The sequence below is a fragment of the Micromonospora haikouensis genome (assembly GCF_900091595.1).
Lineage (GTDB): Bacteria > Actinomycetota > Actinomycetes > Mycobacteriales > Micromonosporaceae > Micromonospora > Micromonospora haikouensis.
In genome coordinates, this window is record NZ_FMCW01000013.1 from 119,124 (window position 1) to 139,001 (window position 19,878).

Annotated in this window: 19 protein-coding genes and 2 pseudogenes; 8 read left to right on the forward strand and 13 right to left on the reverse strand. The window is 74.8% G+C overall.

Annotation, left to right across the window (positions count from 1 at the left end; genetic code table 11):
• Window positions 1-23: 23 nt before the first annotated feature.
• Window positions 24-1,034 (forward strand): annotated as a pseudogene (locus GA0070558_RS35215) (ATP-dependent helicase C-terminal domain-containing protein); the annotation flags it as partial.
• A 139-nt stretch (window positions 1,035-1,173) separates the two neighbouring features.
• Here GA0070558_RS35215 and GA0070558_RS15220 read toward each other — a convergent pair.
• Entirely contained in the window at window positions 1,174-1,902 is a 729-nt protein-coding gene (locus GA0070558_RS15220; RefSeq protein WP_043962844.1) for a PP2C family protein-serine/threonine phosphatase, read from the reverse strand.
• A 208-nt stretch (window positions 1,903-2,110) separates the two neighbouring features.
• Here GA0070558_RS15220 and GA0070558_RS15225 point away from each other — a divergent pair, with 208 nt between their 5' ends.
• Complete coding sequence (locus tag GA0070558_RS15225) at window positions 2,111-4,732, forward strand: glycoside hydrolase family 9 protein (protein ID WP_091280074.1); 2,622 nt, start codon at window positions 2,111-2,113, stop codon at window positions 4,730-4,732.
• A gap of 110 nt (window positions 4,733-4,842) precedes the next feature.
• On the opposite strand, the pseudogene GA0070558_RS15230 reads toward GA0070558_RS15225, so the two are convergent.
• The 6 genes and pseudogenes from GA0070558_RS15230 to GA0070558_RS15255 all read right to left on the reverse strand — a co-directional run.
• Window positions 4,843-5,409: pseudogene (locus GA0070558_RS15230) on the reverse strand (snapalysin family zinc-dependent metalloprotease); the annotation flags it as partial.
• A 135-nt stretch (window positions 5,410-5,544) separates the two neighbouring features.
• Window positions 5,545-5,802: a UBP-type zinc finger domain-containing protein gene (locus GA0070558_RS15235; RefSeq protein WP_091280079.1), complete on the reverse strand. Its 258-nt coding sequence runs from the start codon at window positions 5,800-5,802 to the stop codon at window positions 5,545-5,547.
• On the reverse strand, window positions 5,799-7,373 hold the full coding sequence (locus GA0070558_RS15240) for a Na+/H+ antiporter (protein WP_043962840.1): 1,575 nt from the start codon (window positions 7,371-7,373) through the stop codon (window positions 5,799-5,801). The genes GA0070558_RS15235 and GA0070558_RS15240 overlap by 4 nt, the downstream gene beginning before the upstream one ends.
• A gap of 37 nt (window positions 7,374-7,410) precedes the next feature.
• Window positions 7,411-8,373: a TIGR03885 family FMN-dependent LLM class oxidoreductase gene (locus tag GA0070558_RS15245; RefSeq protein ID WP_091280080.1), complete on the reverse strand. Its 963-nt coding sequence runs from the start codon at window positions 8,371-8,373 to the stop codon at window positions 7,411-7,413.
• 31 nt (window positions 8,374-8,404) lie between these two features.
• Window positions 8,405-9,817: an NADP-dependent succinic semialdehyde dehydrogenase gene (locus GA0070558_RS15250; protein ID WP_091280085.1), complete on the reverse strand. Its 1,413-nt coding sequence runs from the start codon at window positions 9,815-9,817 to the stop codon at window positions 8,405-8,407.
• A 12-nt stretch (window positions 9,818-9,829) separates the two neighbouring features.
• Window positions 9,830-10,093, reverse strand: a complete 264-nt coding sequence (locus GA0070558_RS15255; protein ID WP_077937179.1) for a DUF6343 family protein — start codon at window positions 10,091-10,093, stop codon at window positions 9,830-9,832.
• A 219-nt stretch (window positions 10,094-10,312) separates the two neighbouring features.
• Between GA0070558_RS15255 and GA0070558_RS15260 the strand changes: the two genes are divergently transcribed.
• Window positions 10,313-11,161: a GDSL-type esterase/lipase family protein gene (locus GA0070558_RS15260; protein WP_091280087.1), complete on the forward strand. Its 849-nt coding sequence runs from the start codon at window positions 10,313-10,315 to the stop codon at window positions 11,159-11,161.
• Window positions 11,162-11,235: 74 nt separating this feature from the next.
• On the opposite strand, the gene GA0070558_RS15265 is transcribed toward GA0070558_RS15260, so the two are convergent.
• The 3 genes from GA0070558_RS15265 to GA0070558_RS15275 form a co-directional block, all read right to left on the reverse strand.
• Window positions 11,236-12,054 carry an EcsC family protein gene (locus tag GA0070558_RS15265; RefSeq protein ID WP_176734218.1) on the reverse strand — a complete coding sequence of 273 codons (819 nt, stop codon included), beginning with the start codon at window positions 12,052-12,054 and terminating at the stop codon, window positions 11,236-11,238.
• Window positions 12,055-12,098: 44 nt separating this feature from the next.
• Complete coding sequence (locus GA0070558_RS33410) at window positions 12,099-12,245, reverse strand: hypothetical protein (RefSeq protein ID WP_176734219.1); 147 nt, start codon at window positions 12,243-12,245, stop codon at window positions 12,099-12,101.
• Window positions 12,246-12,379: 134 nt separating this feature from the next.
• A complete protein-coding gene (locus GA0070558_RS15275; protein WP_091280094.1) occupies window positions 12,380-13,381 on the reverse strand; it encodes a peptidase M23 in 1,002 nt (333 codons plus the stop codon).
• A 436-nt stretch (window positions 13,382-13,817) separates the two neighbouring features.
• On the opposite strand from GA0070558_RS15275, the gene GA0070558_RS15280 reads away from it, so the two are divergent.
• The 3 genes from GA0070558_RS15280 to GA0070558_RS15290 are packed head-to-tail and all read left to right on the forward strand — an operon-like array spanning window position 13,818 to window position 15,919.
• Window positions 13,818-14,738: a proteasome assembly chaperone family protein gene (locus GA0070558_RS15280; RefSeq protein WP_077937173.1), complete on the forward strand. Its 921-nt coding sequence runs from the start codon at window positions 13,818-13,820 to the stop codon at window positions 14,736-14,738.
• A 37-nt stretch (window positions 14,739-14,775) separates the two neighbouring features.
• Complete coding sequence (locus GA0070558_RS15285; protein WP_091280099.1) at window positions 14,776-15,573, forward strand: exodeoxyribonuclease III; 798 nt, start codon at window positions 14,776-14,778, stop codon at window positions 15,571-15,573.
• 13 nt (window positions 15,574-15,586) lie between these two features.
• A complete protein-coding gene (locus GA0070558_RS15290) occupies window positions 15,587-15,919 on the forward strand; it encodes an antibiotic biosynthesis monooxygenase family protein (protein ID WP_077937171.1) in 333 nt (110 codons plus the stop codon).
• A 16-nt stretch (window positions 15,920-15,935) separates the two neighbouring features.
• Here GA0070558_RS15290 and GA0070558_RS15295 read toward each other — a convergent pair whose 3' ends face one another.
• On the reverse strand, window positions 15,936-16,649 hold the full coding sequence (locus GA0070558_RS15295; protein WP_091280104.1) for a TetR/AcrR family transcriptional regulator C-terminal domain-containing protein: 714 nt from the start codon (window positions 16,647-16,649) through the stop codon (window positions 15,936-15,938).
• Window positions 16,650-16,756: 107 nt separating this feature from the next.
• On the opposite strand from GA0070558_RS15295, the gene GA0070558_RS15300 reads away from it, so the two are divergent.
• Both GA0070558_RS15300 and GA0070558_RS15305 read left to right on the forward strand, forming a co-directional pair.
• Complete coding sequence (locus GA0070558_RS15300; protein ID WP_091280108.1) at window positions 16,757-17,515, forward strand: DUF4386 domain-containing protein; 759 nt, start codon at window positions 16,757-16,759, stop codon at window positions 17,513-17,515.
• Window positions 17,515-18,225: a VOC family protein gene (locus GA0070558_RS15305; RefSeq protein ID WP_091280110.1), complete on the forward strand. Its 711-nt coding sequence runs from the start codon at window positions 17,515-17,517 to the stop codon at window positions 18,223-18,225. Before GA0070558_RS15300 ends, GA0070558_RS15305 begins: the two co-directional genes overlap by 1 nt.
• Window positions 18,226-18,275: 50 nt before the next feature.
• Here GA0070558_RS15305 and GA0070558_RS15310 read toward each other — a convergent pair whose 3' ends face one another.
• Window positions 18,276-18,965 (reverse strand): class F sortase, encoded by a 690-nt coding sequence (locus GA0070558_RS15310; RefSeq protein WP_439709601.1) that lies wholly within the window; start codon window positions 18,963-18,965, stop codon window positions 18,276-18,278.
• 8 nt (window positions 18,966-18,973) lie between these two features.
• Window positions 18,974-19,699, reverse strand: coding sequence for a hypothetical protein (locus GA0070558_RS15315; RefSeq protein WP_256091951.1), 726 nt, complete (start codon window positions 19,697-19,699; stop codon window positions 18,974-18,976).
• Window positions 19,700-19,878: the final 179 nt, after the last annotated feature.

Sequence of the window (19,878 nt, forward strand, 5' to 3'; positions counted from 1 at the left end):
GGCGGGACCACACCGACGGCGCGCCGGGGCGGGAGCGGCCGGAGGGGCCGCTGCCCGACGAGCTGGCCGCCGGGCTGCTGGTCGGGCTGGCGTACCCGGAGCGGTTGGCCCGCCTCCGACGGGCCGGCGGGTCGACGTACCTGATGGCGGGCGGCACCGCGGCGGAGCTGGCCCCGGGGTCGGCGCTGGCCGGCACGGCGTGGCTTGCCGTCGCGGTGGCCGACCGGTCCCCCGGCGCGCCGACCGCCCGGGTGCGGCTGGCCGCCGGCCTGGACGAGGCGACGGCGCGGGAGGCCGGCGGGCCGCTGCTGCGCTCCAGGCGGGAGGTGGTCTGGTCCGGCGGGGACGTGATGGCCCGGGAGGTGGTCCGCCTCGGCGCGATCGAGCTGGTCGCCCGGCCGCTGGCCCACCCCGGGCCGGAGCTGGTGGCCGCCGCGCTGCGCGACGGGCTGCGCCGCGACGGCCTGGCGCTGCTCACCTGGTCGCCGGCCGCGCGGGCGCTGCGCGAGCGGATGGCGTTCTGCCGGCACGCGCTCGGGCCGGACTGGCCGGACGTGACCGACGACGCGCTGCTGGCCGGCGTGGCCGACTGGCTGGGCCCGGAGCTGGCCGCTGCCCGCCGCCGCGCCGACCTGGCCCGGGTCGACGTCGTCGCCGCGCTGCGCCGGCTGCTGCCCTGGTCGCTGGCGGCCCGGCTGGACGAGCTGGCCCCGGAGCGGATCGCCGTGCCCAGCGGCTCCCGGGTCCGGGTGGACTACGCCGACCCGGCCGCCCCGGTGCTCGCGGTGAAGCTCCAGGAGACGTTCGGCTGGGCCGACGCGCCCCGGGTCGCCGCCGGCCGGGTGCCGGTGCTGCTGCACCTGCTCTCCCCGGCCGGACGGCCGGTGGCGGTCACCGCCGACCTGGCGTCGTTCTGGCGCACGGGCTATCCGCAGGTCCGCGCGGAGCTGCGCGGGCGCTACCCCCGCCACCCCTGGCCGGAGGACCCGACCACGGCCGAGCCGACCCGCCGGGCGGCCCCCCGCCGCCGCTGACCCGGGCCCGCCCGGACCCGGCCCCGCCCGGACCCGGGCTCACCATGTCGGCGACATGGGGGTGTCCCGAGGCCCCGGATACCGCCATGTCGCCGACATGGCGGCGGCCACCCGGGCGGGCGGCGGGCGGGCGGGGGGGTCAGTCCTCGGCGACCACGTCGGCGATGACGACGGTGACGTTGTCGGGGCCGCCGGCGCGCAGCGCCAGGTCGATCAGCCGCCGGGCGCACTCGTCGCGGTCCGGGTGCCCGGCCAGCACCTCGGCGAGGGTGTCCGGACGCACCACGTTGGACAGGCCGTCGCTGCACAGCAGCCAGCGGTCGCCGGCCCGGGGCACCATGGTCGCGTACGCCGGGGAGACCTCGCCGCCCTGCAACGCCTGGGTGACGACGGCCCGGCGGGGGTGGCTCGCGGCCTGGTCGGGGGTGATCAGGCCCTGGTCGACGAGCATCTGCACGAAGGTGTCGTCGCGGGTGATCTGCTTGAGCACCCCCTCCCGGTAGAGGTAGGCGCGGGAGTCGCCGACGTGGGCCAGGGCGAGGCAGCTTCCGGTGCGGGCGAAGAGCAGGGCTGTCAGGGTGGTCCCCATGCCCTGCCGCTCGGGGTCCTCGCGCACGGCCTCGGCGATCCGCGCGGTCGCCTGCTCGATGCCGCTCTGCAGGGCGGCGACCAGGGCGTCCTCGGGTGTGGCCAGGTCCAGGGGTCCGACCGCGTCGATCGCGATGCGGCTGGCCAGGTCTCCGGCGGCCATCCCGCCCATGCCGTCGGCGACGGCGACGAGCCAGGTGCCGGAGTGCAGGGCGTCCTGGTTGCCGCTGCGGATCAGCCCGCGGTCGCTCGCCCCCACGGAACGCAGCTTCAGGGTCATGGCACGCAGCCTGCCAGTTGGAGGGCGCAGTTGTCTCTAGGAGATCGCGACGACGCCGCGTGGCGCGGCGAATCTCACGCGGCGGGACGGGCCGATCAATCTTATTCAGCCACCTCAATTGACACGGCAGACACCCGCTGGAAATATCAGGCGGATAATGGGAGCGCTCCCAGCATCGGCGCAGCCCCGTCCCCCGGAAGGATCCCCCGTGACGCCATCCCGACGACGTCGACGCCGCCTCGCGGTACTCGCCGCGGCGACCGCCCTGGCTCTCACCGGCACCACCGCCGGTGTGGCCCACGCCGAGGTCCCCCCGGACGCCCCCGAGCAGCTGAAGAACGGCGACTTCAGCGAGGGCGTCTCCCCCTGGTTCTCATACGGCACCGGCCCGCTCGGGGTGACCGACGGCCGGCTCTGCGCCACCGTCGACGGCGGGCTGGCCAACCCCTGGGACGCCGGCATCGGGCAGGACGCCGTGCCGCTGACCGGCGGCTCCGAGTACGAGCTGTCCTTCGACATCACCGCCACCCCCGGGGCGAACGTCAAGGCCGTGCTCCAGCTCGGCGCCGCCCCCTACACGCAGTACGCCAGCGTGGACGCCGCCGCCACCGGCACCAGCGCGCACTTCACCAAGACGTTCACCGCGAGCGAGGACAACCCAAGCGCGCAGATCATCTTCCAGGTCGGCGGTGCCGCCGCCGAGCAGACCATCTGCCTCGACAACGTCTCGCTGCGCGGCGGCGAGCCGCCGGTGCCGTACGAGCCGGACACCGGGCCCCGGGTGCGGGTCAACCAGGTCGGCTACCTGCCGGGCGGCCCGAAGAACGCCACCGTGGTCACCGAGGCCACCACCCCGTTCGCCTGGCAGCTGCGCTCCGCCGCCGGCGCGGTGGTGGCCAGCGGGCAGAGCAAGCCGCGCGGGGTCGACGAGGCGTCCGGGCAGAACGTGCAGACCATCGACTTCTCGTCGTTCCGCACGCCGGGCACCGGCTACACGCTCGTCGCCGACGGCGAGACCAGCCACCCGTTCGACATCTCCGGCACCCTCTACGACAAGCTGCGCAGCGACGCCCTCCAGTTCTTCTACATCCAGCGCAGCGGCATCGCCATCGACGGCGACCTGGTCGGCGAGGAGTACGCCCGCGCCGCCGGTCACCTCGGCGTCGCCCCCAACCAGGGCGACACCAGCGTGCCCTGCCAGCCGGGGGTCTGCGACTATTCCCTCGACGTGCGCGGCGGCTGGTACGACGCGGGCGACCACGGCAAGTACGTGGTCAACGGCGGCATCGCCACCTACCAGCTGCTGAACACCTTCGAGCGCACCAAGACGGCGGCCACCGCCGACGGCGGCGCGGGGCTGGCCGACAGCACGCTGCGGGTGCCCGAGCGCGGCAACGCCGTGCCCGACATCCTCGACGAGGCCCGCTGGGAGCTGGAGTTCCTGCTGCGCATGCAGGTGCCGGCCGGCAAGCCGCTGGCCGGGATGGCCCACCACAAGATCCACGACAAGAACTGGACGGGCCTGCCGCTCGACCCGGCCGCCGACCCGCAGCCGCGCGAGCTGCACCCGCCGTCCACGGCCGCCACGCTCAACCTGGCCGCCGTCGCCGCCCAGTGCGCCCGCCTGTTCGCCCCGTACGACGCGGCGTTCGCCACCCGCTGCGGCACCGCCGCGAAGACCGCGTACGCCGCCGCCAAGGCGCACCCGGCGATCTACGCCAGCCCCACCGACGGCACCGGCGGCGGCACGTACGACGACACCGACGTCAGCGACGAGTTCTACTGGGCCGCCGCCGAGCTGTTCCTGACCACCGGTGAGGCCGCGTACCTGACCGACCTGACCGCCTCGAAGCACCACACCGGCGCGGTCTTCGGCGACCAGGGCTTCGGCTGGCAGGGCGTCGCCGCGCTGGGCCGCCTCGACCTGGCCACCGTCCCCAGCGGCCTGCCGGCCGCCGAGCGCACCCGGGTCCGCGCCTCGGTGACCGCCGCGGCCGACCGCTACCTGGAGATCGCCGCCGGCCAGGCTTACGGGCTGCCCATGCCCGGCGACGCCAACAGCTACTTCTGGGGCGCCAACGGCAACATCACCAACAACGCGGTCGTGCTGGGCACCGCCTTCGACCTGACCCGCGACGCGAAGTACCGCGACGGGGCCGTGCAGGCGGCCGACTACCTGCTGGGCCGCAACGCGCTCAACATCTCGTACGTGACCGGGTGGGGCGAGCACACCGCGCGCAACCAGCACAGCCGGATGTACGCCAACCAGTTCGACCCCACCTCGCCCAACCCGCCCGCCGGCTCCCTCGCCGGTGGCGCGAACGCCGGCCTGCAGGACCCGTTCTCGTCGAACCTGCTCGCCGGCTGCAAGCCGATGTTCTGCTACGTCGACGACATCAACTCGTACTCGACCAACGAGATCGCGATCAACTGGAACTCGGCGCTGACCTGGCTGGCCTCGTTCCTCGCCGACCAGGACGACGCTCCGGCCGTGCCGGCGCCGGTCTGCTCGGTGTCGTACGACAACTACGGCACCTGGCACGGCGGCACCGGGTTCACCGCCCAGGTGACCATCCGCAACACCGGCACCGCCGTCGTGAACGGCTGGACCGCGAAGTTCGCCTTCACCGGTGACCAGAAGGTGCGGGAGGCGTGGATGGCGAAGGTGACCCAGTCCGGGGCCACCGTGACGGCGAAGAACGAGTCGTACAACGCCCGGATCGACCCGGGCGGCGCCACGACCTTCGGCTTCAACGCCACCACCAGCGGCGGCGCGAACCCCGCGCCGGGCCTGGTCACGGTCAACGGCGCGCCCTGCACCCTGTCCTGACCCGTCCAGCCGGAAAGGGTGGCCTCCCGTTCGGGGGGGCCACCCTTTCGGCGTTCCGGCCGGCGGCGTCGCCGCGCGGATCAGGGGGCGTCGTGCGCCCCGGCGGTGACCCCGCCCGCCATGCTCGGGGCGGCCTCGCCGCCGACCCAGACGTACGTCTTGCCGACCGTCGTCGTCGCGGTGAGCCCGCCGGCGAAGAGCTGGTTGACGCGGGACGCCTCGGCGGCGCTGGGGGTCGCGTTGGTGCAGGACACCGGCGCGCTGCTGCCGGACATCAGGTCGGAGCAGAGGCCGGTGCGCTTGTCGGGCAGGCCGAGGATGTGGCCGATCTCGTGGGTGGCGATGCGGGTGCGGTTGTAGCCCTCGTTCACCGCCTCCCAGCCCATCCAGACCCGGCCGTTGCCCAGCGAGGTGGTCTGCGCCCGGGGCCAGCCGTTGTCCACGTAGATGGTGATGTTGCCGGGGGTGGCGGGCAGCAGCCGGACGGTGCTGACGTTGCTGTTCCAGATCTGGGCGGCCTGGTCGAAGTTGGTGCGGAACTCGCCGGCCCGGCTCGCGTCGTAGTAGACGGTGCGGACGGCGGACGCGCTGGTGCCGGTGGCGGCCAGCACCCCGGCGGCGGCCAGGACGGTCGCGGCCAGGGCTCCGGCCGCACGCAGCAGGTGTCGTCGGATCACACGCACTCCTCGGAGGTCACGGCGGCAACACCGCACCAATCGATGTGCGTCGATGATAGATCCAGCCTGGCCGATCCATCCGCATAGCGGCTGCGTCATACGAGCCGCGTCGGCCCCGCCCTCCCGGGTGGCCGGTCAGCCGATCTCCTCGTCGACGAAGCACCAGCGCCACGCCTCCCCCGGCTGGATGGAGCGCATCACCGGGTGCCCGCTCTCCGCGAAGTGCTTCGACGCGTGCTGGTACGGCGACGAGTCGCAGCAACCCACGTGCCCGCAGGTCAGGCAGGACCGCAGGTGCACCCAGTCGGCGTTGCCGACGGTCACGCAGTCCGGGCACTCCGTCGTGGTGGCCGGCTCGACCGTGCCCGCCCCCGCCAGGTGCTCGCAGCTCATGACTCCTCCTCCCGCCGCAACAGCGACTCCTCCAGGTCCAGGTCGCGGTACGCCCGCACCAGCACCTCCTCCGGTATCCGGCCGGAGTCGCGGGCGGCCCGGAACACCTCCCGCTCCGCGTCGATCATCTCCTGCCGCAGCCGACCGTACGCCTGCGACGGCGTTTCCCGCTCGGTGCCACCCAGCCGCTCCCACGCCAGGTTGGTGCGCTCCTGCGCCACCCGGCGCAGCCGCTCCACGACCGCCGTCGGCGCCGACTCGGCCAGCTCGTCCAGCCGCTCCCGGGCGGCCCGGCTGGCCTGCTGCTGCACGCCCGCCGCCGAGAGCGCGTCCTGCACCGGGTCGTCCGGGGGCAGCTTCAGCCGGCGGGCCACCGCCGGCAGCGTCGCGCCCTGGCCGACCAGCGTCACCACGATCACCGCGAAGGCCAGCCAGATGAACAACTGCCGGGGGTAGGGGCGGTCCTGCGCGAGGGTCAGCGGCAGGGCCAGCGCGGCGGCCAGGGTGACCACGCCCCGCATCCCGGCCCAGCCGATGACGATGGGGAACTTCGCCAACGGGGCCGGGTCCCGCTGCCGCACCCGGGGCACCAGGCGGGCCAGGTAGGTGGCCGGGAAGAGCCACACGAACCGGGTCAGGAAGACGGTGACCAGCACCGCGCCGGTGATCGCGGCGAGGAAGCCCAGCGGCTCGTCCAGGTCCCGCACCACCTCGCGCAGCTGGAGGCCGACCAGCAGGAAGACCAGCCCCTCCAGCAGGAACCGGACCAGCCGCCAGAACGCGCCGATCTGCAGCCGGGAGGCCGCCGACATCAGCAGCGGCATCTTGTGCCCGATCCCGAGGCCGGTCACCACCACGGCGACGACCCCGGAGGCGTGGATCTCCTCGGCGGCGAAGACCACCGCGAACGGCACGATCAGGGACACCGCGTTGTCCAGCAGCGGGTCGGTGATCCGCTTGTGCAGGAACCCGAAGACCACCACCCCGAGCAGGCCCATCACGATGCCGCCGCCGGTGGCGACGAGCACCTCCCAGGCCACGTCGCCGACCCCGACCGACGTGCCGATCGTCGCCATCGTGGCCACCCGCAGCAGCACCAGCGCGGTGGCGTCGTTGATCAGGCTCTCGCCCTCCAGGATCGTCACCACCCGGCGGGGCAGGCCGATCCGGCGGGCCACGGCGGTGGCCGCGACCGCGTCCGGCGGGGCGACCACCGCGCCGAGGGCCAGGCAGACGGCGAACGGCACCGCCGGCAGCAGCAGGTGCACCACGAGGCCCACCGCGAACGCCGTGAAGATCACCAGCCCGACGGCGAGCAGCAGGATCGGCCGCAGGTTGAGCCGGAACGCCGGCACCGACGTCTCCAGGGCCGCCACGTAGAGCAGCGGCGGCAGGATGCCCACCAGCACCAGGTCCGGGTCGAGCCGGACCTGGGGGAAGCCGGGCACGAAGGAGAGCGCGAGGCCGACCACCACGAGCAGGATCGGCGCGAGCAGCCCGAGCTTGCGGGCCAGCGCCGCGCCGAGCGTCGCGATGGCGAGGAAGACGACGACCTCGAACAGGGGCTCCATGGGGTACGAGCCTAGGGCCCCATCCGGCGCGCACCGATCACGCGGCCCGCAGTTTCGGCAGCACCTGGGCGCCGAACGTGTCGATGAAGGCCCGCTGCTGCTGCCCGACGTGGTGCAGGGCGATCTGGTCGAAGCCCAGCTCCACGTACTCCTGGAGCCAGCCGACGTGCCGGCCGAGGTCGGCCGAGACGTTGACCGTCGAGGTGACCTTCGCCAGCGGCACGTCGACGGAGACCACGTCGAAGTGCTCGGCGGTCTCCAGGTCCCAGCAGATCGGCGGCGCGAAGACGTTGCTGCGCCACTGGTCGTACGCGATCGCCTCGGCCTCGGCCTGCTCGGGTGCCCAGCTCACGTGCACCTGCAGGTGCAGCGGGCCCCGGCCCCCGGCGTCGCGGTAGGCGTCGATCATCTCGCGCAGGTGGCCGGTGGGGGCGTTGACGGTGATCAGCCCGTCGGCCCACTGCGCGCACCAGCGGGCGGTGGCCACGCTGACGGCCGCGCCGATCAGGGCCGGCGGCTGCTCGGGGCGGGTCCACAGCTTGGCCCGGTCGACCGTGACCAGGCCGTCGTGGCTGACCTCCTCGCCGGCCAGCAGCGCCCGGATCACGTCGACGCACTCGCGCAGCCGCGCGTTGCGCACGTCCTTGCGGGGCCACGGGTCGCCGGTGATGTGCTCGTTGCTGGCCTCGCCGGTGCCCAGCGCCGCCCAGAACCGGCCCGGGTACATCGCGCCGAGGGTGCCGATGGCCTGCGCGATGATCGCCGGGTGGTAGCGCTGGCCCGGCGCGTTGACCACGCCGAAGGGCAGGTTGGTGGCCTGGAGGGCCGCGCCCAGCCAGGACCAGGCGAACCCGGACTCGCCCTGCCGGGCGCTCCACGGGGAGAAGTGGTCCGAGGACATGGCGGCGTCGAAGCCGGCCCGCTCGGCGTGGATCACCGCCTCCAGCAGCCTGGCCGGGTGGATCTGCTCGTGGGACGCGTGGAAGCCGAACACCGTCATGGGCGCACCTCCTACCCACGCCGGCGCCCGTTTACTCGGCGTGCGCCCCCGCGCCGGCCGTCGCCTCGCCCCGGCCCACCCAGACGGTCTTGGTGTTGCAGAACTCGCGCATGCCCAGCGCGGACAACTCGCGGCCGTAGCCGGAGTTCTTCACGCCGCCGAAGGGCAGCTCGGGGAAGGAGGTCGTCATCCCGTTGACGAAGACGTTGCCGGCGTCCAGGTCGGTGGCGAAGCGCTCCTGCTCCTGCGGGTCGGTGGTCCAGGCGTTCGCGCCGAGGCCGAAGGCGGTCCCGTTGGCCACCTCGACCGCCTCGGCGTACGACGACACCCGGAACAGCCCCGCGACCGGCCCGAACACCTCCTCCGACCACATCCGCATCTCCGGCCGCAGGTCGGTGACCACGGTCGGCGGGTAGAACCAGCCCGGCCCGGTCGGCTTCTCGCCGCCGCAGAGCACGGTGGCGCCCTGCTCGACGGCGTCGCGGACCTGGGCGTCGATCTCGTCGCGGCCCCGTTCGCTGGCCAGCGGGCCGACGTCGGTGGCGGGGTCCATCGGGTCGCCGACCCGCAGCGCGGCCATGTTCGCCGCGAACCGCTGCGCGAACGCGTCGAAGACGTCGGTGTGCACGACGAAGCGCTTGGCGGCGATGCAGGACTGCCCGTTGTTCTGGCAGCGGGCGGTGGTGGCGACCTCGGCCGCGCGGTCCAGGTCGGCCGACGGCATCACCACGAACGGGTCGCTGCCGCCCAGCTCCAGGACGGTCTTCTTCAGCTCCCGGCCGGCGATCTGGGCGATGGACCGGCCGGCGCCCTCGCTGCCGGTGAGGGTCGCGGCGCGCACCCGGGGGTCGCTCAGGATCCGGTCGACGGCGTCCGAGCCGACGAGCAGCGTCGTGAAGCAGCCCTCGCCGAAGCCGGCGCGGCGGAACAGGTCCTCCAGGTAGAGGGCGGTCTGCGGCACGTTCGAGGCGTGCTTGAGCAGGCCGGTGTTGCCGGCCATCAGGGCGGGCGCGGCGAACCGCATCACCTGCCAGAGCGGGAAGTTCCACGGCATCACCGCCAGCACCGGCCCGATCGGCTGGTAGCGCACGAAGGCGCGGGCGGCCTTGACGGCGCGGGCGTCGGCGGGCTCGTCGGCGAGCATCCGTTCGGCGTGGGCGGCGTAGAACCGGCACGCCGAGGCGCACTTGGTGACCTCGGCCTGCGCGGCGGCGTACGTCTTGCCCATCTCCGTGGTCATCAGCCGGGCGGTGTCGTCGCGCTCGGCGTCGAGCAGGTCGGCGGCGGCGGTCAGCCACCGGCCCCGCTGGGCGACGGTGGTCCGGCGCAGGTCGTGGAAGGCCAGGTCAGCCCGCTCGATGGCGGCGTCGAGCTGGGCGTCCGACATGGGGTCGTACGACGTGAGCACCTGTCCGGTGGCGGGGTTGGTGGTGGCGATGGACATCTCGTACTCCTGTCACTCGAACAGCGAGTGCCGCGCGCCCGGGGATTCCCGGCGGCGCGCGGCACGGCGGCGCTGGATGACGACCAGGTCGACCGCGGCGACGACGGCGAAGACGGCGCAGACGACGCCGAGCCACCCCACGCCGGCCCACACCGCCAGCACGGCGAAGATCACCATGGTCACGAGCCCGAAGCCGGCGAGCACGAGGCGGAGGTTCAACGCGCTGTACGCGTGGCCCACGGTGCCGCGGGCGCGACGGGGCTGCGATCTCGTCATCCCTGCGGGCTACCCCCGATCGGCCCGGTTAACCGGGCATCGGGTCACGGGCGAGCCGACTAGCACACGCGGGGACGCCCGGGGCGTCGAGTGCCGGAAAGCCGACAGCAGGCCACCGGCCGCGCCGGTGGCGCACGTAGGGTTGGCTGGCTGTCGCACTCCGCCGCGCGACAGGAAACGCGACAGGAAAGCAGCACTGGGGAAGCGGGACTGGGGAAGATGCCTCGACGCTGGGTCGCCGCCGTCGCCTGCCTGCTGGCCCTGGTCGCGCTCGCCTGCGAGAGCGACGGCGAGGCCGGCCCGCGACCTTCGGGCGGGTCACCGGCCCCGGGCACGCCGGCCGTCATGGCCGCCCTCGGCGACTCGATCAGCACCGGCTTCGGCTCCTGCCTGATGCTCAGCTCGTGCGAGCGCAACTCCTGGTCCACGGGTGACGGGCTGCGGGTGGACAGCCACTACCAGCGGCTGCTCGACCGCAACCCCAAGCTGCGCGGCGCGGCGCACAACCACGCCAAGCCGGGCGCGCGGGCGGCGGCGCTGGCCGGGCAGGCCGAGGCGGCCGTCCGCGACCGCGCCGACTACGTGACGGTGCTGATCGGCGCGAACGACGCGTGCCGCGACGACGTCGCCGCGATGACCCCGGCGGCGACGTTCCGCAAGCAGGTGGACGAGGGCCTGCGGGTGCTGCGCAAGGGCCGCCCCAAGGCGCGGGTGCTGGTGGTCAGCGTCCCCGACCTGTACCGGCTCTGGGAGGTCGGGCACACCGACTCCCGGGCGGTGCGGGCGTGGGGGCACGGGGTGTGCCCCGCGCTGCTGGCGAACGCCACCTCGACCGCGCCCGCCGACGTGACGCGCCGGGCGAAGGTGCGGGACCGCATCGACGCGTACAACGCCCAGTTGAAGTCGGCCTGCCGGGCGTACGGCTCGCGGTGCCGCTACGACGGCGGGGCGGTGCACCGCGTCCGCTTCACCCTCGACCTGGTCAACGCGCTGGACTGGTTCCACCCCAACGTCGCCGGCCAGGGCCGGCTGGCCGACGTGACCTGGCGCGCCGCCGGCTTCGACTGACCGGGCCGGGCCGGGCCTGGCCACCGGCTTCGACTGGCGGGGCCGGGCCGACGGGGCACGCTCAGCGGGGCCGTTCAGCGGGGCCGGGGGACGCCCCCGGCGGGGCCCATGCTGCGGTAGAGCTGCCGCGACCGCTCGGCCAGGTCCTTGGTCGCCGACGAGTTCGCCCAGGTGCCGAGGATGATCGCGGCCCCCGGGATCACCTTGGCGAAGATCCGCTTCGCCGCGCGGACCCCGGCCATCTGGGCCAGCCGGACGCCCAGTCGCAGCATCACCTTGCCGAGCGCGGCCTGCCCGCCGGAGCCGAAGAGGGCCCCGGCGCGCTCCCGCCCGGCGGCCACCCCCAGCGCCAGGCGGGCGGTCTCGGCGACCTTGTGCACCTTCTGCAGCACCAGCAGGTCGGTGGCCCGGTCCGGGTGCGTCGGGTCGATCCCGTGCGCCGCCGCGATGTGCAGGACCATCCGCGCCTGGGTCCAGGCCAGCACCCCGACGTCGATCACCGCGCCGGGGAGCCCGGCCGCGCCGGAGACCGCCCCGGAGAGCCGGGCCCGGTTGACGAACCGGCGGACGGCCTGCTCGGCCAGCTCCTCCGTCGGGGCACCGGGGCGCTCCGCCCGCGCGCGGGCGGCCCACCGCGCCGCCTCCGGCCCGAGGCGGCGCACCGCCTCCAGGGCCAGGTGTTCCGGCGCGTACTGCGGGTCCTCCCGCATGCGGTCCCAGAGCCGGGCCGGCGGCCCCTCCGGCGCGTCCTCGGCGGCGACCGCCGGGACCGGCAACCCCGGTGCCGCCTCCGGCACCGCCGCTGCCGTCTGCGGTGGCGCCGGTGCCGCCGGCGGCGACGGGACCGGCATGGGGACGGTGGGCTGGCCGTCGACGGGGGCGGAATCGGTCACGGAGGCTCCCGGGGTCGGAGACGGGCGGTGCGGCGGCGGCGCGGTCAGCGCCGGCTGGACAGGCGGGAGGCGAGCTGCTTCAGCTTGCGCTGCGTCTCCGGCTTGGCCAGCTCGCGGCGGCCCCGGTCGACGAGTTGCTGCCCCTGCGGCGACCGGAGGAACCGGGTGAGCCGCTGCACCAGTGCTGACATGTCGTCCTCCTGTCGGTCGTCCTCCTCCATGTGTACCCTGCCCCGGCAAGCGCCAATCGTCCACTGTGGTCGATCGAGGGGGCCGACGGGTGCCGCCGGCAGGCACCCGCGTGGGCGCCTGCGGGAAACCGGGGTCACATCCCGGCGGAGAGGAAGGCGTCCACCACCTCCGCGGCCCGCCACTCGTGCTGGGCGTAGAGGTCCGGGTAGGCGGAGATCTGGACGGACTGGGCCGCGACCGTCAGCGGCAGGTCCTCCCAGCCGGGGATCTCGGCGAGGGCGGCGAGGAACTGCCGGGCGGCGAACGCGGGGTCCATGAGCTGCCCCACCTCGCCCCAGCCGCTGCTGGCCCGCTGCTGGAACAGCCCGACGGAGTCGTGGTCCCAGCCGATGCCCTGGTGCGGGTACTCCTGCGACTCGGGCAGCACCCCGCTGGCGACGTTGTAGAGGTTGCTCTCCTGCATCGCGGTGGCCACCGCGATGACCAGCCCGCGCCGGGGGAAGCCCAGCTCCCGGCCGGTGCGCACGATCACCTTCGCGTTCGCCATCTGCGCCCGGGTCAGGCCGGCCACCGGCGCGGGGTCGGCGGGCCGCTTCGGCGCGGCGCGCTTGCGGCTGGCCGACGGCGACGCGGTGGCCGACGGGGCGCTGGCCGCAGACGTGGGCGTGGGGCTCGCCGAGGGGGTGGGCGTCGGGCCGGGCGCGCGGTCCAGCGACCGCGAGGCGGCCTCGGCGGCGGCGCGGCGGGCGAGGTTCGCGTCGGCGGCGGGGGGCGCGCCCCGCCCGGTGCCCGCCGGCTCCTCCCGGGCCTGGGCCAGGGCGGCCAGGCCCAGACAGCAGACCACTCCGGCGGCAACGGCCACCCCCGCCCGACGGCCCCGGCGGGGCGGCCCGACGCGGCCGGGGTCACCGGCCGCCGACCGGTCCGCCGGCGCACTCGGAATCGGGAGGTTACGTAGCCACCCGGAGGGGGTAGGAACCAGGCCAGCGAGGGAAGTGAGGGAAGTCCGGAGGCGCCCGGGGCGTGCGCCGCCGGCGATGGTGGTGGGTGGCCGTTCGGACGAGGGGGAAACGTCCGAACGGCCCACCGCCGTGTCCGGGCCGCGCTGGTCGTCGAGGATGCCGTCGTCACGCATTCGACGAGGCTAGGCAGGTCATTCCGGGATAACCCAGGCCCTCAGGGTGGCCCTCGCCACACCGACGGGCCGGCGATGCGGACACCCGGGCGACCGCCGTCACGGCCCGGCGCGGACGGGACGGGCCGGACGAACCTCCGGTACGCATCGACGGGCGCACCGGGCGGTCGACAACGTCCCGAAACCCGGGCGACCCGCCCCCTCCCCGCCCACCCCGCCGATCGGCCGACCCCGCCTCATCCGTCCGGCCCATCCCCGATGGGTGGCGGCGGGGCGGGAGGGCAGCCGGGGACCGGGGCCGTTGCCTGATTGTGATCATGGATCGGGCGTGGGACCGCCCGACGCAGGAATGCACGAGGATGGCGGGTACGTTGCCCGAACCGGGAGCCGTGCGCGTCACGGTCCCGTACGCGCCAGCCCAGGGAGGTCCGCACCGGTGCTCGACCCACACGAGCTCTACGAGCTCTCCGACGATCTGCCCGAACTCGGACAGCCGGTCCTGCTCCAGGCCCTCACCGGCTTCGTCGACGCCGGAAGCGCCACCCGGCTGGCCCGTGAGCAGCTGTTCTCCTCCCTCGACGCCCGCCCCGTCGCCAGCTTCGACGTCGATCAGCTCTACGACTACCGGTCCCGGCGTCCCCCGATGACCTTCGTCGAGGACCACTGGGAGGAGTACGACGCCCCCAAGCTGGAGGTGCACCTGCTGCACGACGACGACGAGACCCCGTTCCTGCTGCTCAGCGGCCCCGAGCCGGACCTGCAGTGGGAGCGGTTCGTGGCCGCGGTCGGCGGGCTGGCCGCCCGACTCGACGTCCGGCTCACCGTCGGGCTCAACTCGATCCCGATGGCGGTGCCGCACACCCGCCCGACCGGGGTGACCGCGCACGCCACCCGCCGCGAGCTGATCTCCGGGTACGAGCCGTGGCTGCAGCGCGTCCAGGTCCCCGGCAGCGTGGGGCACCTGCTGGAGTTCCGCCTCGGCGAGCAGGGCCGCGACGCGCTCGGCTTCGCCGCCCACGTGCCGCACTACGTCGCCCAGGCCGAGTACCCGGCCGCCGCCGAGGTGCTGCTGGCAGCGGTGTCGCGCAGCACCGGCCTGCTGCTGCCCCGCGACGGCCTGCGCTCGGCCGCCGAGGTGGTGCGGGTGGAGATCGACCGGCAGGTCGCCCAGACCGAGGACGCCGCCGCCCTGGTCTCGGCCCTGGAGGAGCAGTACGACGCGTTCGCCCGGGGGCGGGGCGAGAAGAACCTGCTCGCCACCGAGGGCGGTCCGCTGCCGACCGCCGACGAGCTGGGGGCGGAGCTGGAGCGGTTCCTGGCCGAGCAGGGCCGGCCGGGCGACACCCCGGGCAGCTGACCGGGCGGCCGGGGCGGGGATGCGGCAGGCTGGAGGCATGCGCCTGGCGACCTGGAACGTGAACTCGGTGAAGGCCCGCCTGCCCCGGCTGCTCGACTGGCTGGCCACCACCGCCCCCGACGTCGTCTGCCTCCAGGAGACGAAGTGCCCGGACGGGGCGTTCCCGGTGGCCGAGGTCGGCGAGCTGGGCTACACGGTGGCCAGCCACAGCGACGGCCGGTGGAACGGGGTGGCGATCCTGTCCCGGGTCGGGCTGGCCGACGTGACGGTCGGCTTCCCCGGCGAGCCGGGCTTCCCCGAGCCGGAGGCCCGGGCCGTCTCGGCCACCTGCGACGGGCTGCGGGTCTGGTCCGTGTACGTGCCGAACGGCCGCGCCCTCGACGACCCGCACTACGCGTACAAGCTGGCCTGGTTCGCCGCCCTGCGCGACGCGCTGGAGCAGGAGCTGACCGGCGGGCTGCCGCTGGCCGTCTGCGGCGACTTCAACGTCGCCCCGACCGACGCCGACGTGTGGGACCCCGCCCTGTTCGTCACCTCCACCCACGTCACGCCGGCCGAGCGGGCCGCCCTCGCCGCCCTGCGCGACCTGGGGCTGGCCGACGTGGTGCCGACCCCGATGAAGGGGCCGCACCCGTTCACCTACTGGGACTACCGGGCCGGGATGTTCCACCAGAACAAGGGCATGCGCATCGACCTGGTCTACGCGTCCGCGCCGTTCGCCCGCGCGGTCCGGGCCGCGTACGTCGACCGGGAGGCCCGCAAGGGCAAGGGTCCCTCCGACCACGCCCCGATCGTGGTGGACGCCGACCTGGTCCCGGCCGTGGAGGCGTTCTGAGTAGGGTGGGGCCATGGCAGTCGTGAAGATCAACGCGATCGATGTCCCCGAGGGCGCGGGCGAGGAGCTGGAGCGGCGGTTCGCGGCGCGGGCCGGCGCGGTGGAGGGCTCCCCCGGCTTCCTCGGCTTCGAGCTGCTGCGCCCGGTCGGCGGCGAGACGCGCTACTTCGTCTACACGCGCTGGGAGTCGGAGGAGGCGTACCAGAACTGGGCGGCCGGGCCGGCGCGGGCCGCGCACGCGGGTGGCGCGGGCGGCGAGCAGCGACGCCCGGTCTCCACCGGCGCGACCCTGCTGGAGTTCGAGGTGGTCCAGCAGGTGCCGGCCGCCGACGGGCAGGGGTCCTGACCCCGGGGTCGACCCGTCACGGCACTGCCGGGGCGGCCGACCGCCAGCCCGCCCGGTGCAGCCGTTCGGCGCCGTCGAGCAGCAGGTCGAGGGCGAACTCGAACTCGAACTGCTCGTCGCAGCCCTGACCCACGGCCGCCAGGTCGCCCCCGGTGGCCGCGGTGGCGATGGCCAGGATGTGCGGGAACCGCCGCGCGAACTCGCGTGCCGTCGCCTCCTGCTCGTCCGGGGCGGGCGGTCGCGGAGCGGCCGGCCCGGGGGCGTTGAACAGCTCGGGGCTGAAGCCCCAGACCCGGTTGCCCAGGGCGTGCATGACGTGGTGGGTGAGGTCGGCGGAGAAGCCGCCGGCCAGGAACGCGCCGGCCAGCGAGTCGAGATGGGCCAGGACGGTCGGCGTCCGGCTGGTGCGCGACTCGATGGCCTGCCGCGCCCAGGGGTGCCGGAGCACCATTCGCCGCGCCGCGAGCACCCGCTGCCGCACCGCGCTCTTCCAGTGCAGGCCCGGCTCCGGCGGCGCGATCCCGGCGATGACGGTGTCCACCATCCCGTCGAGCAGTTCCTCCTTGTCGGCGACGTGCTTGTAGAGCGCCATCGGCACCACGCCCAGGTCCTGGGCGAGCCGCCGCATGCTCACCGCCGCGATTCCGGCCTCGTCGGCGAGCGAGACGGCCGCCCGTAGCACGCGTTCCCGGTTGAGCCGCTCGCGCGCACCCACGTCGAAGCCCGGCATGACAAGTCCTCCACGATCGCGCCCTTGACGGTTTACGCCGTACACCTTACCGTGGGCCGCGAAGGTGTACGACGTACACCTCGCCGCCGGGGAAGGGGAGGGTGGAGATGACCGCCAGCACGGGAACCAAAGCCACACGGATGCGGGTGGGCTCGCCCGGGAGGAGGACGGCGCTGGTCGCGGGCGTGTTCTACCTGATCACCTTCCTCGCCTCGCTCCCCGCCGTGGCGCTCATCGACCCGGTGCTCAGCAACCCCGACTACATCGTCAGCGCCGGCAGCGACACCCGGGTGATCGCGGGCTGCCTGCTCGACCTCGTCAACGCCGTCGCCTGCGTGGGCACGGCCGTCGCGCTCTTCCCCGTGGTCAGGCGTCAGCACGAGGCCGCCGCGCTCGGCTTCGTCACCGCCCGCGTCCTCGAAGCCGCGATCATCGTCGTGGGCGTCGCGAGCCTGCTGGCGGTGGTGACGCTGCGGCAGCAGTTCACCTCCACGGCCGGCACCGACGCCCCCACCCTCGTCGCCGTCGGCGCGTCGCTCGTCGCGGTCCGCGACTGGACGTTCCTGCTCGGCCCCGGCCTCGTCCCCGCCGCCAACGCGCTGCTGCTCGGCTACCTGATGTACCGCTCCGCGCTCGTGCCCCGGATCATTCCCGTGCTCGGGCTCGTCGGGGCGCCCCTGCTCGTCGCCTCGGCCGTGGCCACCATGTTCGGGCTCAACGAGCAGGCGTCCGCGCTCTCGGCGGTGCTGACCATCCCGGTGGCCGCGTGGGAGCTGTCGCTCGGGGTCTGGCTGGTCGTCAAGGGCTTCCGGCCGGCCGGGCTATTTGCGTTGCCCACCTCCGGGCCCGTGTCTACTGTGCGGTGATGCCCTCGCCACTGCTCACGGTGACCTTCGACGCGCACGACACCGTTCGCCTGGCGCGGTTCTGGGCCGGCATGCTCGGCCGGGAGGTCACCGGGGACGCCCGTGGCGCGCTCCTCCCCGGCGACGACACCAAGCCCAGCCTCAGGTTCGTCCCGAGCCCCACCGAGAAGGCGGGAGCCAACCGCCTGCACCTGCACCTGACCAGCACCGACCCCGCCGACCAGCAGCGCCTGGTGACGACGGCACTGGGGCTCGGCGGCGGCCACCTCGACGTCGGGCAGCGCCCCGAGGAGGGGCACATCGTGCTGGCCGACCCCGAGGGCAACGAGTTCTGCGTGATCGAGCCGGGCAACCGCTTCCTCGCCGGGTGCGGCCTGCTCGGGGAGCTGGCCTGCGACGGCACCCGCGAGGTCGGCCTGTTCTGGAGCCGGGCGCTGGACTGGCCGCTGGTGTGGGACCAGGACGAGGAGACCGCCATCCAGTCACCGCACGGTGGCACGAAGGTCGCGTGGGGCGGCCCGCCCGTGGCCCCGAAGACGGCACGCAACCGGCAACGCTTCGACCTCGCCCCGCCCGCAGGCGACCAGCAAGCCGAGGTCGACCGGCTGGTCGCCCTCGGGGCGACCCGGCTGGAGACGGGCGCGGACGGTGCGGTCGTCCTGACCGACCCCGACGGCAACGAGTTCACCCTGCCCGCCCCGCCTCGGTGATCATGAGAAAGGCGGCAGAGTCGATCTCGGCGATGACGCGAACCTCTTGATCACCGCGGCTGCCGGGGGTCGGGGGGCAGGAGGGTGGCGAAGGCGATGACGTTGTCGGCGTAGCCCGTGCGGCCGCCGACCCACGCGCCGCCGCAGGTGATGAGCCGAAGCTCCGGCGGGCCGTCGTCGCCGTACACCCGGTCGGCGGGCAGCTCGTCCTTGCCGAAGTGCTCGACGGAGTCCACCGCGAAGACCGCCACGTCGCCGTCGGCGCGGGTCACCTCGATCCGGTCGCCGGCCCGCAGCCTGCCCAGGTCGTAGAAGACGGCCGGACCGTCGCGGGTGTCCACGTGGCCGACGATGACGGCCCGGCCCGGCTCGCCGGGGATCACGCTGCGGTCGTACCAGCCGGTCTCGGCGGCGGCGCTCAGCGGCGGCACGGCGATCGACCCGTCGGCCGCCTGCCCGACCGGGCCGACGGGCGCGGACACCCGGATCGCCGGCACCCGGAGGCTCACCGGTCGGCCCACGGCCGGACGGGGCGCGTCGTCGACGGCGGCTGCCGCCCGTTCGGCCGGCCGGGTCGCCCACTCGAACGGCCCCGCCGCGCGGCCGAGGCCGGCGCCGGTGGCGAAGACGCCGAGCAGCACCAGGGCCACGGCCGCCGGCACCGACCAGGGCCGGCGGCGGCCGTCCAACCCGGTGGTACGCGCGGACGCCGCGCCCGGGGCGGTACCTGCCGACGCCACGGCCGGCCTCAGCTGCGGTTTCCGCCGCGGCGGGACCGCGGTCGACGGGCCGTGGCCACGCCGATCGTCACCCCGGCCACGGTCAACGCCACGCCGCCCGGCAGCAGCAGCCCGTCGGTGGCGCCCCGGGCGGTGCCACCGAAGCCCGTGTTCGGCCCCCGGCTGGGATGGTGCGTCGGCGGGTACGTCGGATGGTGGGTCGGCTGGTAGGTCGGCTTGTGGGTGGGCGCGGGCGAGGGCTGCTTCTTGACCACCTGGAGCATCGTGGTGGCGGTCTCGCCGCCCCGGCATTCGAGCTTGACCCGGTAGTTGCCCGGCCAGATGCGCTCGCGGACCATCGGGGTGCCGGTGAGCAGGCCACGCTGCGGGTGCACGGCGACCCGGCCGAAGGCGTCGGAGACCACGATCGCCGGCACCGAGTTGTCGTGGCAGCTCGCCCGGATGCCCACGAGGTAGCCGGGCTGCACGGTGCTGGGGGTGACCTCGACGAAGACGAGCCAGCCGGGCTGCGAGCCGGGCTGCTGCCCACCGGCCGGGCCGGGCGGGCCGACCGGGGGCTCGGGGACGGGGGCGGCCACGGGGACGGCCTCGGGTGCCCCGGCGGCCCGCGCGCCCGCCGCGAGCGGGCCGGCGAACGCGGCGACGGCGACGGCGAACGCGGCGCCGATCCGCGCGGCCAGCCCCGTGCCGGGGCCCGTGGCCGGTCCGGCGCACTGGTGCGTGGCTGCCCCCATGACCCCTCCGGCGCGGTAGTGCGTCGCCGGGCAGCGGCCCGCCCGGCCTGCCGTACGGGATGAATCTTCTCATCCCCGGTCGTACCTCACAGCCGATCCGGCGCGCTGGTCGCGTACGCTCGGACCGCTGTGACCTCCACCGAAGCGAACCCCGTCGTGACCGTGCCGCCGCACGCGTC

What these genes read in the sequence shown, in the direction of transcription:
- GA0070558_RS15260 (WP_091280087.1), top strand. Translation starts at nt 10,313, where the DNA reads ATGCCTCGACGCTGGGTCGCCGCCGTCGCCTGCCTGCTGGCCCTGGTC.
- GA0070558_RS15235 (WP_091280079.1), bottom strand. Translation starts at nt 5,802, where the DNA reads ATGAGCTGCGAGCACCTGGCGGGGGCGGGCACGGTCGAGCCGGCCACC.
- GA0070558_RS15295 (WP_091280104.1), bottom strand. Translation starts at nt 16,649, where the DNA reads ATGCCGGGCTTCGACGTGGGTGCGCGCGAGCGGCTCAACCGGGAACGC.
- GA0070558_RS15255 (WP_077937179.1), bottom strand. Translation starts at nt 10,093, where the DNA reads ATGACGAGATCGCAGCCCCGTCGCGCCCGCGGCACCGTGGGCCACGCG.
- GA0070558_RS15240 (WP_043962840.1), bottom strand. Translation starts at nt 7,373, where the DNA reads ATGGAGCCCCTGTTCGAGGTCGTCGTCTTCCTCGCCATCGCGACGCTC.
- GA0070558_RS15305 (WP_091280110.1), top strand. Translation starts at nt 17,515, where the DNA reads ATGCCCTCGCCACTGCTCACGGTGACCTTCGACGCGCACGACACCGTT.
- GA0070558_RS15290 (WP_077937171.1), top strand. Translation starts at nt 15,587, where the DNA reads ATGGCAGTCGTGAAGATCAACGCGATCGATGTCCCCGAGGGCGCGGGC.
- GA0070558_RS15285 (WP_091280099.1), top strand. Translation starts at nt 14,776, where the DNA reads ATGCGCCTGGCGACCTGGAACGTGAACTCGGTGAAGGCCCGCCTGCCC.
- GA0070558_RS15315 (WP_256091951.1), bottom strand. Translation starts at nt 19,699, where the DNA reads ATGGGGGCAGCCACGCACCAGTGCGCCGGACCGGCCACGGGCCCCGGC.
- GA0070558_RS15245 (WP_091280080.1), bottom strand. Translation starts at nt 8,373, where the DNA reads ATGACGGTGTTCGGCTTCCACGCGTCCCACGAGCAGATCCACCCGGCC.
- GA0070558_RS15220 (WP_043962844.1), bottom strand. Translation starts at nt 1,902, where the DNA reads ATGACCCTGAAGCTGCGTTCCGTGGGGGCGAGCGACCGCGGGCTGATC.
- GA0070558_RS15275 (WP_091280094.1), bottom strand. Translation starts at nt 13,381, where the DNA reads ATGCGTGACGACGGCATCCTCGACGACCAGCGCGGCCCGGACACGGCG.
- GA0070558_RS15300 (WP_091280108.1), top strand. Translation starts at nt 16,757, where the DNA reads ATGACCGCCAGCACGGGAACCAAAGCCACACGGATGCGGGTGGGCTCG.
- GA0070558_RS33410 (WP_176734219.1), bottom strand. Translation starts at nt 12,245, where the DNA reads ATGTCAGCACTGGTGCAGCGGCTCACCCGGTTCCTCCGGTCGCCGCAG.
- GA0070558_RS15250 (WP_091280085.1), bottom strand. Translation starts at nt 9,817, where the DNA reads ATGTCCATCGCCACCACCAACCCCGCCACCGGACAGGTGCTCACGTCG.